10 protein-coding genes are annotated in these 15,691 nt (G+C 53.7%); 5 read left to right on the plus strand and 5 right to left on the minus strand.

The genetic code is table 11. The annotated features are described in order from the left end of the window. Nucleotides 1–27 precede the first annotated feature (27 nt). The 4 genes from LOZ86_RS20275 (at nt 28) to dolP (ending at nt 3,762) form a co-directional block, all read left to right on the plus strand. The gene (locus tag LOZ86_RS20275) at nt 28–2,046 is read left to right on the plus strand and encodes a penicillin-binding protein activator (protein WP_039482265.1); all 2,019 of its coding nucleotides are present in this window, start codon (nt 28–30) and stop codon (nt 2,044–2,046) included. Then, complete coding sequence (locus LOZ86_RS20280) at nt 2,043–2,399, plus strand: YraN family protein (RefSeq protein ID WP_039279491.1); 357 nt, start codon at nt 2,043–2,045, stop codon at nt 2,397–2,399. Before LOZ86_RS20275 ends, LOZ86_RS20280 begins: the two co-directional genes overlap by 4 nt. Nucleotides 2,400–2,587: 188 nt before the next feature. Beyond that, nucleotides 2,588–3,178: a DnaA initiator-associating protein DiaA gene (diaA, locus tag LOZ86_RS20285; RefSeq protein ID WP_005975525.1), complete on the plus strand. Its 591-nt coding sequence runs from the start codon at nt 2,588–2,590 to the stop codon at nt 3,176–3,178. Nucleotides 3,179–3,189: 11 nt separating this feature from the next. Further along, nucleotides 3,190–3,762 (plus strand): division/outer membrane stress-associated lipid-binding lipoprotein, encoded by a 573-nt coding sequence (dolP, locus tag LOZ86_RS20290; RefSeq protein ID WP_010296714.1) that lies wholly within the window; start codon nt 3,190–3,192, stop codon nt 3,760–3,762. 125 nt (nt 3,763–3,887) lie between these two features. Here the strand turns inward: dolP and LOZ86_RS20295 are convergent, their stop codons facing one another. The 5 genes from LOZ86_RS20295 to mnmL all read right to left on the minus strand — a co-directional run bounded on the left by LOZ86_RS20295 (nt 3,888) and on the right by mnmL (nt 10,579). Further along, nucleotides 3,888–5,183 carry an alginate lyase family protein gene (locus tag LOZ86_RS20295; protein WP_039512760.1) on the minus strand — a complete coding sequence of 432 codons (1,296 nt, stop codon included), beginning with the start codon at nt 5,181–5,183 and terminating at the stop codon, nt 3,888–3,890. 89 nt (nt 5,184–5,272) lie between these two features. Further along, nucleotides 5,273–6,007 carry a monofunctional biosynthetic peptidoglycan transglycosylase gene (gene mtgA, locus LOZ86_RS20300; protein ID WP_039482271.1) on the minus strand — a complete coding sequence of 245 codons (735 nt, stop codon included), beginning with the start codon at nt 6,005–6,007 and terminating at the stop codon, nt 5,273–5,275. Beyond that, a complete protein-coding gene (gene elbB, locus LOZ86_RS20305; RefSeq protein ID WP_039482274.1) occupies nt 6,004–6,657 on the minus strand; it encodes an isoprenoid biosynthesis glyoxalase ElbB in 654 nt (217 codons plus the stop codon). The genes mtgA and elbB overlap by 4 nt, the downstream gene beginning before the upstream one ends. Before the next feature lie 504 nt (nt 6,658–7,161). Beyond that, nucleotides 7,162–9,531 carry an aerobic respiration two-component sensor histidine kinase ArcB gene (arcB, locus tag LOZ86_RS20310; protein WP_230242693.1) on the minus strand — a complete coding sequence of 790 codons (2,370 nt, stop codon included), beginning with the start codon at nt 9,529–9,531 and terminating at the stop codon, nt 7,162–7,164. A gap of 109 nt (nt 9,532–9,640) precedes the next feature. Continuing rightward, nucleotides 9,641–10,579, minus strand: coding sequence for a tRNA modification radical SAM protein MnmL/YtqA (mnmL, locus tag LOZ86_RS20315; protein WP_230242695.1), 939 nt, complete (start codon nt 10,577–10,579; stop codon nt 9,641–9,643). 651 nt (nt 10,580–11,230) lie between these two features. Here mnmL and gltB point away from each other — a divergent pair. Beyond that, complete coding sequence (gene gltB, locus LOZ86_RS20320; RefSeq protein WP_230242697.1) at nt 11,231–15,691, plus strand: glutamate synthase large subunit; 4,461 nt, start codon at nt 11,231–11,233, stop codon at nt 15,689–15,691.

Raw genomic sequence — 15,691 nt, forward strand, 5'->3', positions numbered from 1 at the left:
TCTTTAAAAAAAATCACTGGATACAGTATGCTTCCCTTTCATTTCGTCCGTACCCAGGCAGGGCGTGTTATCCCTGTTTTGTTAGCGGCACTATTTCTCGCAGGCTGTCCAAGTCATGCACCGCAGAGCCCACCACCCGAGGTTCAGGGCAAAGCTGACGCATCATCCGATTATTATCTGCAACAGATGCAGCAAAGTAGCGATAATAACAAGGCTGACTGGCAATTACTTGCTATTCGTTCCCTGTTACAGGAAGGGAAAGCTCCTCAGGCAAGCCAGCAGTTCAATACGCTGCCAGAAAAATTGAACGCCGCGCAAAAGCAAGAACAGCAGTTACTCAGTGCGGAACTGTCCGTCGCCCAAAACAATATGGATGCGGCTAAAGCAGCGCTGAGCCAGCTTGATGTGGGCGCACTTTCCGATCAGCAGAAGCAGCGTTACTACCAGACGCAAATCAAAACAGCACAAGGTCGTCCTTCCATTGAGCTGCTGCGGGCCTATATCGCTCAAGAGCCGCTGCTGAAAGGCGACGAGCATCAGATGAATCTCGATCAGACCTGGCTGGCATTGACGCAAATGTCACCGCAGGAGTCGAACTCGCTGCTGATTAATGCGAATGAAAATGTGCTGCAAGGTTGGGTTGATCTGCTGAATAACTATCAGGATAACCGGACTTCTCCCGATCAGTTAAAGAGCGCAATTCAGGATTGGCAAACTCGCTATCCGCACCATCCTGCTGCAAAAACGCTGCCTACGCAGTTGAATCAGGTCATTAACTACCAGCAGTCATCGGTGAACAGCATTGCATTGCTGTTGCCACTCAATGGTCAGGCGCAGGTTTTCGCCAATGCCATCCAGCAAGGCTTTAACGCGGCAAAGAACGGTCAGATAGCCACCGCAGCCGTATCTGCCCCTGTCGCACCGTCAGCAGACGCCACGCAAGCTGAACCGGTCACACCATCGGCAGAGGGTCAGAATACCCAATCGCCCGCGCCGTACAGCGATCAGGCAGTAGCCTCCCCGACGCCTGCACCGGAAGCACAGGCGACAAGCGCTGGGCTGTCCAGCTCGCTCCCGGTCAAAGTGTATGACACGTCTTCACAACCGCTGGCGAATATTCTCACCCAGGCACAGCAAGATGGTGCCTCGCTGGTCATCGGTCCGCTGCTGAAAAATGAAGTGGATCAGTTGGCGAACAGCCAGTCACCGCTGAATATTTTGGCGTTGAACCAGCCGGAACACATCGAAAATAGCCCTAACATTTGCTATTTCGCCCTCTCTCCAGAAGATGAAGCCCGAGACGCGGCAAAATTTATCCATCAGCAGGGTAAACAGCAGCCGCTGGTCTTAGCCCCTCGTGGTGCACTGGGTGACCGTATCATTAATGCATTCGCTCAGGCCTGGAACCAGCAAAGCGGCACCAGCGCTCTGCAACAGCGCTTTGGCAACACGGCAGAGTTAAAACAGGCCATCAATAGCGGCGCGGGCTTAAGCCTGAGCGGTCAGCCTGTTAACGTGTCGCAGCAGCAGGCACAGTCTGGCACCACCATCGGCGGTTTAACCATTCCTTCTCAGGTTCAACCTACGTCCAGCTCGTCCGTCAGCGGTAATATCGATGCGGTCTATATCATCGCAACGCCAGACGAGCTGGCGCTGATTAAGCCGATGATTGATATGCGCACCACGTCACGCGCACGTCCGGCGCTCTACGCCAGCTCACGTAGCTTCCAGGCCGGATTGGGCCCTGACTTCCGCCTCGAAATGGAAGGGTTGCAGTTCAGCGATATTCCGCTGTTGGCTGGTGCGAACCCAGCGCTGATGCAACAAGTCAGCAGCCAGTTTAAAAACGATTACTCGTTAGTCCGCCTGTATGCGATGGGGATGGATGCCTGGACGCTCGCCAGCCACTTTGGTGAAATGCGCCAGATTCCGGGCCACCAGATTCCTGGGGCAACAGGCATGCTGAGTTCAGGGCCGGATTGCACCATCAATCGACAGCTAACCTGGCAGCAATATCGTCAGGGCCAACTGGTACCCGTTCTCTGAATCAGCGAGCAGCTGGCGCAGTTTACGAACAACAGGCCCGGCGTTATCTTGAACGCGCGGGCCTGACCTTCACCGCGGCGAATGTTACGCTACGCGGCGGTGAACTGGATTTGATCATGCGAGATCGACATATTTGGGTGTTTGTCGAGGTTCGCTATCGACGCAACGCCCATTTTGGTGATGCCGCAGCCAGCGTCACCCGACGCAAACAGCAGCGGTTGTTGCATGCCGCCGCCGTGTGGTTGGCACAGCGAGGTGCCAGCTTTGACACGGTGGATTGCCGTTTTGACGTGCTGGCAATTACAGGCGAACAGTTCGACTGGCTCCCTAACGCCTTTGCCGCACAGGGCTAACATTTTTATACTCTAAATAATTCGAGTTTCAGGAAGGCGGCAAGAAAAGGAATCCCGATGAGCTTACTCCAGTAAGTGATTCGGGTGACTGAACGCAGCCAACGTACATGCAACTCGAAGTATGACGGGTATACCACTCAGGGATATCTTATCCTTGATGGACTTCAATTTACGTAGGTTAATTCAACGTGCTGGATAGAATAAAAGTTTGTTTTACCGAGAGTATTCAAACGCAGATTGCAGCGGCAGAAGCCTTGCCAGACGCCATTTCGCGCGGCGCGATTGCGATGGTGCAGTCTCTGCTAAACGGCAACAAAATTCTGTGCTGCGGTAACGGAACATCAGCAGCCAATTCGCAGCATTTTGCCGCCAGCATGATTAACCGCTTTGAAGCAGAGCGCCCAAGCTTACCGGCTATCGCACTTAATGCGGATAATGTGGTCTTAACTGCGATAGCCAATGACCGTTTGCATGAAGAGGTCTATGCCAAACAAGTCAGAGCGTTAGGTCAGGCTGGCGACGTACTACTGGCAATTTCAACCCGTGGTAACAGTCGCGATATTGTTAAAGCCGTAGAGTCTGCTGTTACCCGCGACATGACGATTGTCGCTCTGACCGGCTACGATGGCGGAGAACTGGCCGGGCTGCTCGGGCCACAGGATGTGGAGATTCGCATCCCGTCACACCGCAGCGCCCGTATTCAGGAAATGCACATGCTGACAGTAAATTGCCTGTGCGATTTAATTGATAACACACTTTTTCCACACCAGAACGATTGAAGGAGCACTACATGAGGATAAGTTCTGCATTTGCCGTGCTGTCTATCGCCCTGCTGCTACAAGGCTGTGTCGGGGTTGTTGCTGTTGGCAGTGCTGTGGCAACCAAAACGGCCACGGACCCGCGTACCGTAGGCACGCAGGTTGACGATGGCACACTGGAAGTCCGCGTGACGAATGCAATCAGCAAAGACGAGCAACTGAAAAAAGAGGCCCGTATCGTTGCAACAGCTTATCAGGGGAAAGTATTGTTAACAGGGCAAGCACCGAGCACAGAAATGGCAAGCCGGGCTAAGCAAATCGCCCTCGGCGTGGAAGGTGCAGCCGAAGTCTACAACGAAATACGCCAAGGCACGCCGGTTTCAATGGGAACCGCCTCCATGGATACCTGGATCACCACCAAAGTGCGCTCACAGATCCTGGCAAGCGACACGGTTAAATCCTCTAACGTCAAAGTCACAACGGAAAACGGCGAAGTCTTCCTGTTAGGTCTGGTGACACAGCGTGAAGGCACCTCCGCCGCAGAAATCGCCAGTAAAGTTGGCGGCGTGAAGCATGTAACGACGGCCTTCACCTACCTGCAATAACGCGCTTTTTTCTTTAAAAAACAAAAAACCGCTGATGACGACATCAGCGGTTTTTTTATCTCTGCGCTTTTTATCCCAGTTCAGGGACGTATATCTTTGCCCGATGAGACCGGGGCTCAAGAAAATTATGGCGTAACAGAATTAAGCAGCCAGAGCGCACGGCGGGTTTCAACGCTGATATGACTCGGTTCTTTATCACGCACGCCAGCCTCACCGGTAAGCAATTCCGCAAAGCCCGCCTGCTTGATTTGCGCCTGGTAACGCGGCGTTTTCAAGCCACGTTCTGCCTGTAATAGCAGCGGGATAAGGCGGCTGCTTTGCCTGTCCATCGTCTTGCGCGGCCACGCTTTATTTTCATCCAGATACGGTGCCATAAAATCCAGCGCCTTTATCACACTGCTTCCCGTTGGCGTTTGGTACTGCCAGATATTCTCGCCGACGCGGGAAGCCAGCATCGCCATATCCGTTACCGCCTGAAGGTTGAAGTAGCTGTAATGGAAAGAACGGGTACGCGCCAGCTCTTCCGGCTGGGCGCCATCTGGTTGCAGTTGGTGATCCAATTTCTCCCGCTGCAATTGCGCCATGGACTTCACCACGTCGATTTTCCCCAGATACCAGGCGATCCCCGCAACCTGTACGGTATACCAGCTACCGTGGTTGTTCTGGGCCGTTGCCTCTTTTTTCCCCAGATTGCTGGTTTGCAGCCAGTGCAGGTAATCGCTCATCCATTTCTGCATCTGCTGTTCATCCTGCGTCGTCCAGCCCGGAGCGTGACGCAGCATAATCAGCGAATCGACAATGCGGGTGGAAAAATAGCGCCCGTCCAGCACGCCTGAGCCCCTTCCTAGCGCGATGCCCGGCACACCCTGCGCAAAGTCGAGGTTAGGGTTCATGCGCGTAGCGGGGTCAATAAACCAGGTACGGATCATCGACATGGCTTTATCGGCATAAACCTGTTTGCCAGAGAAATACCACGCCAGCGTCAACGCCTGCGTTTGGGCAGTAAATTTCGCCAGCCGAACGCCGTCAGTCTCTTCATCCTTGCTGGCAGGGTTTACCTGCCCATCACGACGAATCCAAGGCAAACCATCAGCTTTGTCGGGATCGGGCCACCAGTAGGCGCTGAGGCTCAAATAATCATGCTTTGAACCACTGGGTGGCGTGGATTTCTTTTTCGTCACGCTAGGGTTATCACTTTTCAGTGCGCGATCGGCTTCCGAAATAAGCTGCTCGTACGCCATTCGCGTCTGCGGCTTTTCCGTTTTCTGCTGTAGCTGCTGTTTTACCGAGGATAGCTGAGGCTGCTGCAAGAAGGCGTAGGGATTATCGGGGGATGACGCTTTAGGCTCCGCATCCGCACGGGCAACAGAAGCCACACAACACAACGCAACCAGTAAACCTGACCAATAACGTAACCGCATACTTTCTCCTGATGTCGAAAACACGACCGTTAACGCGAAAATTTCTCGGTATAGTAAACGAACAAGGCGACTTAATTCAGATTGTTACCTCACAACAGATCGTTATCTCGCAAAAACGCGTCGCCGCCCATCTGTCTCATTTGGCGCAAAATCCACTGCTGACGTTGAATAACATAGCCGGAGGGCGCATTCGCACGAAAGCGAATGGGGTTCGGCAGCACCGCCGCCAGTAGGGCTGATTCGCTTGCCGTCAGCCTGCTAGCGGGCTTGTTGAAATAACGCCTGGCAGCCGCTTCCACGCCAAAAATCCCGGGGCCAAATTCGGCGATATTCAGATACACGGTCAGAATCCGCCGTTTCGTCCAGACCAGCTCAACCCCGGTGGTAATACCCGCCTCAAGCCCCTTGCGCACCCAGCTACGTCCATCCCACAGAAACAGATTTTTCACCATCTGCTGCGACAGCGTAGAGGCACCGCGAATCCGCTGCGTGTTGCGCTCGTTGTGCTTCAGTGCATGACCAATCGCATCAAGATCGAAACCCCAATGCTGAGGGAATTTTTGATCTTCTGCTGCCATCACCGCCAGCGCCATTTCCGGGGCGATCGCCTCCATCGCCACCCAGTCAGAATGGGCAACATAGGAAAACTCGCCTTTCAGCCATGCGCTAATCTGCCTGTCGACCATCACCGCAGAGAACGGCACGGGCAGGAAGGAAAACAGCAGGATGCCAGCCAACCACGCACCGATGACAACCAACACACTCCGAACAATCAGGCGCTTCAGCCACGTGAATAAGCCTCCACGCCCTCGGTTCCACCTCATTCGGTGAGATCCAATACGCGAGCAACGAGCTTATCAATGCCTTGTGCCGCTTCGCTGATGGAGTTAGCCAGCATATAGGCCGGTGTCGTCACGATTTTATGCTCCTCATCAACCACGATATCATCGACCGGACAAACCACGTGGATACCGCCCATTTCTTCGACGGCCTCAGCGGTATCAATATCGTTACCAATGGTTACGCGAACAGGTACACCCAAAATCGTCGGCAGCAGTGCGGGTGAGATGCAAATAAAACCAATTGGTTTATTTTGCTTATAAATTTCCTGTGTGAGCAATTGCAGCGTTTCATCAATCTGACACGCCGTTCCCTGCGTAGCGAAGTCACTTAAATTTTTCGCAGCGCCAAAACCACCCGGCACAATCAGCGCATCTAAATCTTGTGCATCTGCTGCAGAAAGCGGTTGGATTTTTCCTCTGGCGATCCGTGCTGATTCTGCTAAAACGTTGCGATTCTCACCAGTTACGTCACCCGTCAGGTGATTAACCACCTGTAATTGTGGTTTATCTGGCGCAAAGCAAACGGCTTGCGCGCCTGCGCGATCCAGCGCAAGTAACGTCAACACGGCTTCATGAATCTCGGAACCGTCATAAACACCACAGCCACTAAGGACAATGCCGACTCGTTTCATCATCTTTTCCTTCATTTCATTACATCAACTAATTGATTTTTTAATTGACAAACACTAATCTACATCACACATTTTAATGATTCTTGTAACAAAGATTTCTACATTTGCTATTTTGTTGCTTGATGAAGATGTACAGTAGCTAGGTTTTAGTCGCTGTTGTAAGTTGTAGTCGTTAAGAACGTTTGCCGTTATGGTAGAGCAGTTCTAGTAGAAACATAGTTAAGACACGAATATCCGCACTTGCGAGTTTACAAACCCTGAGATCTAAATGCAGGTGCATGTTTTCCCTGGTGTTGGCGCATAATTCGCGCACCCCGGCTTCGGCCGGGGTCATTTTTTTCTACCGTATGAAAACGTGCAAAGTCCTCGAATCCCCCAACTCTCTTCAATCGTAACCCCCTCTCAATCTGACGCCGTTTTGCATTTTTTGCATGATATGCGTGAGAAGAGAAAAATTTTCTAACCGTTTTGCTCGCCACGTCCTTGTGGCCGCAACAGACCGTATCAGGATTCTTTTTCTGCTTTTGCTACCCAATCACGCAGTACCTGAACGTCATGGCGCCAGTCGTGCTTAAGCTCATCAACCCATTCCTGCACGTTATCCCACCATGCCGGTAGCGATGAGGTCTGAATCTGCTGGGCAACTTGCTGCAAATGTCGTAGCCCAACGGAGCCCGCCGCCCCTTTGATTTTGTGACCTTCTTCCGTAATACCTTTCTCATCGCGCGCCGTCATGTTGGAATCCAGAATCGCCAGATAGCCCGGCATCATCTGTTCAAACATCTCCAGACTCTGGTGAATCAATTTCGGCCCCACCAAATCCAGATACTGTTCCAGCATTGGGATATCCAGCAGATCTTCTTCTGCATTTGCCATTTCATCCTCCGCCTCAACCACTGGTTCTTCTGTCCACACCGAGTGCGTATCCCAGAATTGTTTGATGACAGCCGTCAGCGCAGGCACCGACAGCGGTTTGCTCAGCACGTCATCCATACCCGCATCCAGATATTCGCGTTTATCTTTCAGCACGTTCGCCGTCAGCGCCACCAAAGGCGGCATACTACGTTTGCCATAGCGTGAACGCAGCTGACGCGCCACATCCAGCCCGGTCATATCTGGCAGTTGGATATCGAGCAGTACCAGATCGAACTCATCGGGATCGAACATATCCAGCGCTTCCTGCCCGGTCATGGCGACATCCACACTGTTCCCCAGTTTTTCCAGTACCGAGCGCGCGACCACCACGTTGAGTTCGATATCTTCCACCAGCAGAACATGCAGCGCCGGTAGTGGCAAATCATCGTCGTCGTCCAGACCGCTTCCCACTTCATCGACACTCGGTGCCGTCACCGTCAGGGTGAAGCAGGAACCCTTGCCTTGCGTGCTGGAAACCTGAATATCGCCCCCCATGTTCTGTGCCAGACGCTTCGACACCGCCAGACCGATTCCCGTGCCCGTTGCGGGCTTCCCGCCGTGCTGGTCTTTGACCTGATAATACATGGCGAAGATTTTTTCCAGCTCATCCGCCGGAATACCCCTCCCGGAATCTTCCACTTCAAAGCGCAGGCGATCGCCCTTTTCATGCCAGACGCGCACCACAATTTCGCCCTTTTTGCCGTTCTCACCCTTCGGCGTGAATTTCACCGCGTTGCTGAGCAGGTTCCACAGAATCTGCCGCAGGCGCGTTCCGTCAGTAATGACTTTCTGCGGCAGAGGCTGATGCTGGTCCATAATCAGCTTCAGGCCTTTCGGTTCCGCCAGCAGGCCACCGAGATTTTCCAGATCCACCAGAAAACCGGTGAAATCGATCGGCTGGTTATCCAGTTGCACCTTGCGGCGCTCCTGTTTGTCCATCTCAATCACGTCGTTAAAGATATTGCCCAGCGTAATCGCGCTGACGTGGATGGTTTTCAGGTATTTTTGCTGTTCAGGGTCAAGTTGCGTATCCAGCAGGATGCGACTTAACCCGACAATGCCATTAAGCGGCGTACGAAGCTCGTGGCTGATTGTTGAGATAAAAGTGGTCTTCTCCCTACTGGCGTTCTCTAACGCGTCCTGGTAACGCTTACGCTCCGTTATATCGCGTCCAAATCCCATCAGCCCGTGACGTTTGCCCATCCGGTCATAAAACGGCACTTTGCGCAGCTCAAAACAGGCTTTACGGCCATCGGGATAAACCAGCCACTGTTCATAGGTCAGAGAAACGTTGTGACGGAACACTTTTTCGTCCGTCTCCATCACTTTCTCGGCAATATCGGGGGCGTAAACATCCTGTGGCGTCAGGCCAATGAGCTGCTTCTGGCTTTTGCCCACCAGCAGCTCCATCGCACGGTTGCAGCCGGAAAATTCTTTATCTTCGTTACGGTAGTAAACCAAATCTGGCGAGGCATCGAGGAACGAGCGCAGCAGCGCAGATTGCTGCTCCAGCTCAATCTGCGCCTGTTCGCGGCGGGACATCTCTTCTTTGAGTCGGCTCATCACCAGCACGCGCGCATCTTCCGCTTTGATACGGTCGGCGATTTCCTGATTGAGTTGCGCGATATTCTCCTGAAGCTGCGCATTCAGCTCCAGATCCCGGTGGCGCATCTCTTCCAGCTTCGCCACCAGCTTCGCCAGCCGCTGACGCGACTCCTCGAGCTGTTCCACCACCACGGAGAGAAAATAAACGGCCCAGGGCGTAATCAACAGCCCGAAGAAAATGGAGCGGACAACGTCGATATTTTCGACTTCCCCACTGAGCAACAGGGTGACCGCCATTTGCACCACCATCGCCAGCAGCACCAATACCGAGGCCAGCAGCAGTGAAAAACGGACAAGCCCCAGTTTTACCATTAAATCAACATAGTACTGCGCCAACAGACGAATTTGCTTCATAGCGATTTCCCTTAGTCACCCACCCGCGCATCATAACGTAAAATGGCGACATATACGGTGCCGCCACGCAGATTCACGGCACGAAATATCGGCGTCTACCGCCCATGTATTATGACGCATCAAACCCCTCGTAACGGTAAGGTGTACCCAGCGCGGAACCCTGTACGCCATGCGTTTGCAGATAGCGATCCAGTTCCACCATGCCCGTCCAGCGGTTTTCACACCAGAGCGGTGCCAGCAGGGTCGGGCGGCGAGCGCTGGCGGAAATGCGGTGATAAATCACATCCGGCGGCGTATGGCGAATCATCTCTCCCGCCGTCTCCACGTAGCGATCCAGCGCCAGTTCGGGCAGCCTTCCCGCTTGCCAGGCCTTCGCCATCGTGCTGCCTTCCACGATATGGAGAGGATGCAGCTTAATGCCCTCTACACCGGTTTCAACCACCTGCTCCAGCGTCGATAAGCAGCGCTGGGCGTCTTCTCCCGGTAAACCGACAATCAGATGACTACACACTTTCAGACCGCGATCACGCGCGCGGCGAGTGGTTTCCTGATAACAGGCGAAGTCATGCCCGCGATTAATCCGGTGCAGCGTTTTGTCGCATGCGCTTTGCAGCCCCAGTTCCAGCCAGACCTCGTAGCCTTGTTCATGATAGCGGGACAGCAAATCCAGCACCGCATCGGGCACGCAGTCGGGGCGGGTGCCCACGCAAATCCCCACCATTTCGGCCTGCTTCAACGCTTCCTGATACATGCTTTCCAGCACCTGAACCTCGGCATAGGTGCTGGTATACGCCTGAAAATACGCCAGATAGCGTTTAGCTCGGTTCACCTTTCCCGCCTGCGCTTCCAACTGCTGCGCGATGCTGCGTTGCTGCATCTGCTCATCGGCAAACGAGGCCACATTACAGAACGTGCAACCGCCCCGCCCCAGCGTGCCATCACGGTTTGGACAGTTAAACCCACCGTGCAGCGTCAGCTTGTGGATCTTCTCGCCATAGCGACGTTGAAGATTTCCGCCAAACATATTGATTAATTTTTGCAATTGCATATTCTAGCCTGCTCCCTTGAGGAACAGCAGACTACCTTTCTCTCGCTCCCTTCGCGATGACCGCGATCAATCACACACATCCCAATGAAATGAATTTTTATTCGCTTTTAGTGAAAATAAACTCACGTCGGTGCTAATTAATTTTTCTTATCCCGCATGCTCGCTTAATGAAAAGATGAAGCAATACTTAAAAATAGTTTCATAAAATCTAAAAGTAGCCATATACAGCATAATATGCTGCGACGTAGAAATAACATAGCACGGAGAAGGGTTCTCACGCTTTTGTATAGTGATACAGCTCACACTTCAATTAAACCCTATATTCATTTACCGAGATAGTTTTTCTAAAAAAATCATTATCTTTCATAGGTATAATTAAAAATTATCGCTTATCAGCACATTTTACACTGGTATTTGACCTGAACAGGCTTTCTCGCTAATTTGGGGATCCGCTGGAAGCTTTCCTGACGGGCACACGACTCGTCATATTTATGCAGTAAATGAAGACTCCCTCTAAAAACAAGTCATTTACCACTTGTGAGACCGTCACGAGAGGCCGAAGAAGAGAGCGTAATACTAGCCGCTCAACGCCACGGTGCTTTCTCGCAGTAGGTTGTGAGAGTCACACAGAGCCTGGGGAGGTTCACTAACATGTTGTACGATGCATCCCAAGAGAGAGATAACTGTGGTTTCGGATTAATCGCCCATATAGAAGGTGAGCCGAGCCATAAAGTAGTGCGTACTGCTATTCACGCACTCGCACGCATGCAGCACCGTGGCGCAATCCTTGCTGACGGCAAGACTGGCGACGGCTGCGGTTTATTACTTCAGAAGCCCGATCGTTTCTTTCGTCTGGTGGCGGAAGAGCACGGCTGGCGTTTAGCCAAAAACTACGCCGTTGGCATGATGTTTCTCAATCAGGACGAAGAACTGGCTCGCGCCACACGTCGGATTGTAGAAGAAGAGTTGCAGAACGAAACGCTGTCCGTACTGGGCTGGCGTGAAGTTCCAACCAACCCGGATGTACTGGGGGAAATTGCCCTGTCATCCATGCCGCGTATTGAGCAAATTTTCGTTAACGCCCCGGCTGGCTGGCGTCAGCGTGATATGGAACGTCGCCTGTTCATGGCGCGTCGTCGTATCGAAAAGCGCATTGAAGATAAAGAGTTCTACGTTTGTAGCTTCTCCAATCTGGTCACGATCTATAAAGGTCTGTGCATGCCAGCGGATCTGCCACGCTTCTACCTCGATCTGGCCGATCTGCGTCTGGAATCGGCAATTTGCCTGTTCCACCAACGCTTCTCAACCAACACCGTTCCACGCTGGCCACTGGCTCAGCCGTTCCGCTATCTGGCGCACAACGGCGAGATCAACACCATCGCGGGTAACCGCCAGTGGGCACGCGCGCGTGCTTACAAGTTCAAAACGCCGCTGATCCCAGATTTGCAGGATGCCGCGCCGTTCGTCAACGAAACTGGCTCTGACTCCAGTTCACTGGATAACATGCTGGAACTGTTCCTGAGCGGTGGGATGGATATCATCCGTGCCATGCGCCTGCTGGTTCCGCCAGCCTGGCAGAACAACCCGGATATGGATCCTGAGCTGCGCGCCTTCTTCGACTTTAACTCCATGCACATGGAGCCGTGGGATGGCCCGGCCGGTATCGTGATGTCCGACGGGCGCTATGCTGCCTGTAACCTGGATCGTAACGGCCTGCGCCCTGCGCGCTACGTCATCACCAAAGACAAGCTGATCACCTGTGCCTCTGAAGTCGGTATTTGGGATTATCAGCCGGATGAAGTGGTTGAAAAAGGCCGCGTAGGCCCGGGCGAACTGATGGTGATCGACACACGCAGCGGCCGTATCCTGCACTCTGCCGAAACCGATGACGACTTGAAAAGCCGCCACCCTTACAAAGAGTGGATGGAGAAAAACGTTAAGCGTCTGGTGCCGTTTGAAGAGCTGCCAGATGAGCAGGTTGGCAGTCGTGAATTCGACGATGAGCTGCTGGAGACCTTCCAGAAACAGTACGGTTACAGCAGCGAAGAGCTGGATCAGGTCATCCGTGTACTGGGCGAGAACGGTCAGGAAGCGACTGGTTCGCTGGGTGACGATACGCCGTTTGCCGTGCTGTCCAGCCGTCCACGCATCATTTATGACTACTTCCGTCAGCAGTTCGCGCAGGTGACCAACCCGCCGATCGATCCGCTGCGTGAAGCCCATGTGATGTCGCTGGCGACCAGCATTGGCCGCGAGATGAACGTGTTCTGTGAAGCAGAAGGTCAGGCTCACCGTCTGAGCTTTAAATCACCGATCCTGCTTTACTCCGACTTCACCCAGTTGACGTCGCAGGATGAACTGCACTATCGCGCCGACACGCTGGATCTGACGTTTGATCCGTCGCAGCAAACGCTGCAACAGACAATCGAGAAACTATGTGACGAAGCAGAAAGCAAAGTCAGAGACGGTGCCGTTCTGCTGGTGCTCTCCGACCGTGGCATTAGCGAATCACGCTTGCCTGTCCCTGCGCCGATGGCCGTGGGTGCCGTTCAGCGCCGTCTGGTCGAAAAGAGCCTGCGCTGTGATGCCAACATCATTGTCGAAACCGCCAGCGCACGCGACCCACACCACTTTGCCGTGCTGTTAGGCTTTGGTGCGACGGCTATCTATCCTTACCTCGCCTACGAAACGCTGGCGCGGATGGTCGATAACCACACCATCGACAAACCTTATCGTGCCGTGATGCTGAACTACCGTAACGGCATCAATAAAGGCCTGTACAAGATTATGTCCAAAATGGGCATCTCGACGATTGCCTCTTATCGCTGTTCCAAGCTGTTTGAAGCTGTGGGCCTGCATAAAGATGTGTCGACGCAATGCTTCCTGGGCGTCGTCAGCCGCATCGGCGGTGCAAACTACAGCGACTTCGAACAGGATCTGTTGAACCTGTCCAAGCGTGCCTGGCTGAAACGCAAAACACTGGAACAGGGCGGCCTGCTGAAATTTGTTCACGGCGGCGAATACCATGCCTACAACCCGGATGTCGTCACCACGCTGCAAACCGCGGTGAAAACTGGGGAGTACAGCGATTACGAGCAATACGCCAAACTGGTTAACGAGCGTCCAGCTGCGACCTTACGCGACCTGCTGGCACTGAAACCGCAAGAAGGTGCGGCTATCGCGATCGACAGCGTCGAACCGGCTTCTGAAATGTTCAAACGCTTCGATACCGCGGCCATGTCCATCGGCGCACTGAGCCCCGAAGCCCATGAATCGCTGGCTGAAGCGATGAACGGATTGGGCGGTTTCTCCAACTCCGGTGAAGGCGGCGAAGATCCAGCGCGTTACGGCACCAATAAAGTGTCCCGTATCAAGCAGGTAGCTTCTGGTCGCTTTGGTGTGACGCCAGCCTATCTGGTTAACGCCGATGTGATTCAGATTAAAGTGGCTCAGGGCGCGAAGCCGGGCGAAGGCGGTCAGTTACCGGGTGATAAAGTCACGCCGTACATTGCTCGTCTGCGTTATTCCGTGCCGGGCGTGACGCTGATTTCACCACCGCCGCACCACGATATTTACTCTATCGAAGATCTGGCACAGCTGATTTTCGATCTGAAGCAGGTCAACCCGAAAGCGATGATTTCGGTAAAACTGGTGTCCGAACCGGGCGTTGGTACTATCGCTACGGGCGTTGCCAAAGCGTACGCCGATTTGATCACCATCGCCGGTTACGACGGTGGTACTGGTGCCAGCCCGCTGTCCTCCGTGAAATACGCAGGTTGCCCGTGGGAACTGGGTCTGGTTGAAACGCAACAGGCTCTGGTCTCCAACGGCCTGCGCCACAAAATCCGCCTTCAGGTGGATGGTGGCTTGAAAACCGGTCTGGATATCGTCAAAGCGGCGATTCTGGGCGCAGAAAGCTTCGGCTTTGGCACCGGACCGATGGTGGCGCTGGGCTGTAAATACCTGCGTATCTGTCACCTGAATAACTGTGCAACAGGCGTTGCAACGCAGGATGAGAAGCTGCGCCGCGATCACTACCACGGCCTGCCTGAGCGTGTAACCAACTACTTCCACTTCATCGCGCATGAAACTCGCGTGCTGATGGCAGAATTAGGCGTCAGCCGTCTGGTAGACCTGATTGGTCGTACCGATTTGCTGGTCGAACTGGACGGTTTCACTGCGAAACAGAACAAGCTGGATCTGTCGCCGCTGCTGCACGCTGCACAGCCTCAGCCGGGCAAAGCGCTGTACTGCACTGAAAGCAATCTGTCGTTCGATAAAGGCTTGTTGAACAAAGAGTTGCTAGCACAGGCACAGCCGCACCTTGATGCGAAACAGGGCAAAGCGCTCTACTTCGATATCCGCAACACCGATCGCTCCGTCGGCGCGACGCTGTCCGGTGCAATTGCCGAGAAACATGGCGATCAAGGGCTGGCTGGCGATCCGATTAGAGCTTACTTCTCCGGTACGGCAGGACAGAGCTTTGGCGTCTGGAACGCAGGCGGCCTAGAACTGAAATTAACCGGCGATGCCAACGACTACGTGGGCAAAGGCATGGCAGGCGGCAGCATCTCCGTGCGTCCTCCAGTAGGTTCTGCCTTCCGCAGCCACGAAGCCAGCATCATCGGTAACACCTGCCTCTACGGCGCTACCGGCGGTAAGCTGTTTGCCGCGGGCCGTGCAGGTGAGCGTTTCGCCGTACGTAACTCCGGCTGTATCACCGTGGTAGAAGGCATCGGCGATAACGGCTGTGAATACATGACGGGCGGTATCGTCTGCGTGCTAGGCCGTACTGGCGTGAACTTTGGCGCAGGGATGACCGGTGGATTCGCCTACGTGCTGGATGAAGACGGTGAATTCCGCAAACGCGTTAACCCGGAACTGGTGGAAGTGCTGGATGTCGAAGAACTGGCTATTCATGAAGAACATCTGCGTGGCCTGATCACCGAGCACGTACAGAATACCGGTTCACACCGCGGAGAAGAGATCCTCGCTAACTGGCCGACCTGGGCACCGAAATTTGCTCTGGTGAAACCGAAGTCAAGTGATGTGAAGGCATTGTTGGGTCACCGTAGTCGTTCCGCAGCCGAGCTGCGGGTTCAAGCGCAGTAA

It is taken from the genome of Pectobacterium parvum, from assembly GCF_020971565.1.
Lineage (GTDB): Bacteria > Pseudomonadota > Gammaproteobacteria > Enterobacterales > Enterobacteriaceae > Pectobacterium > Pectobacterium polare.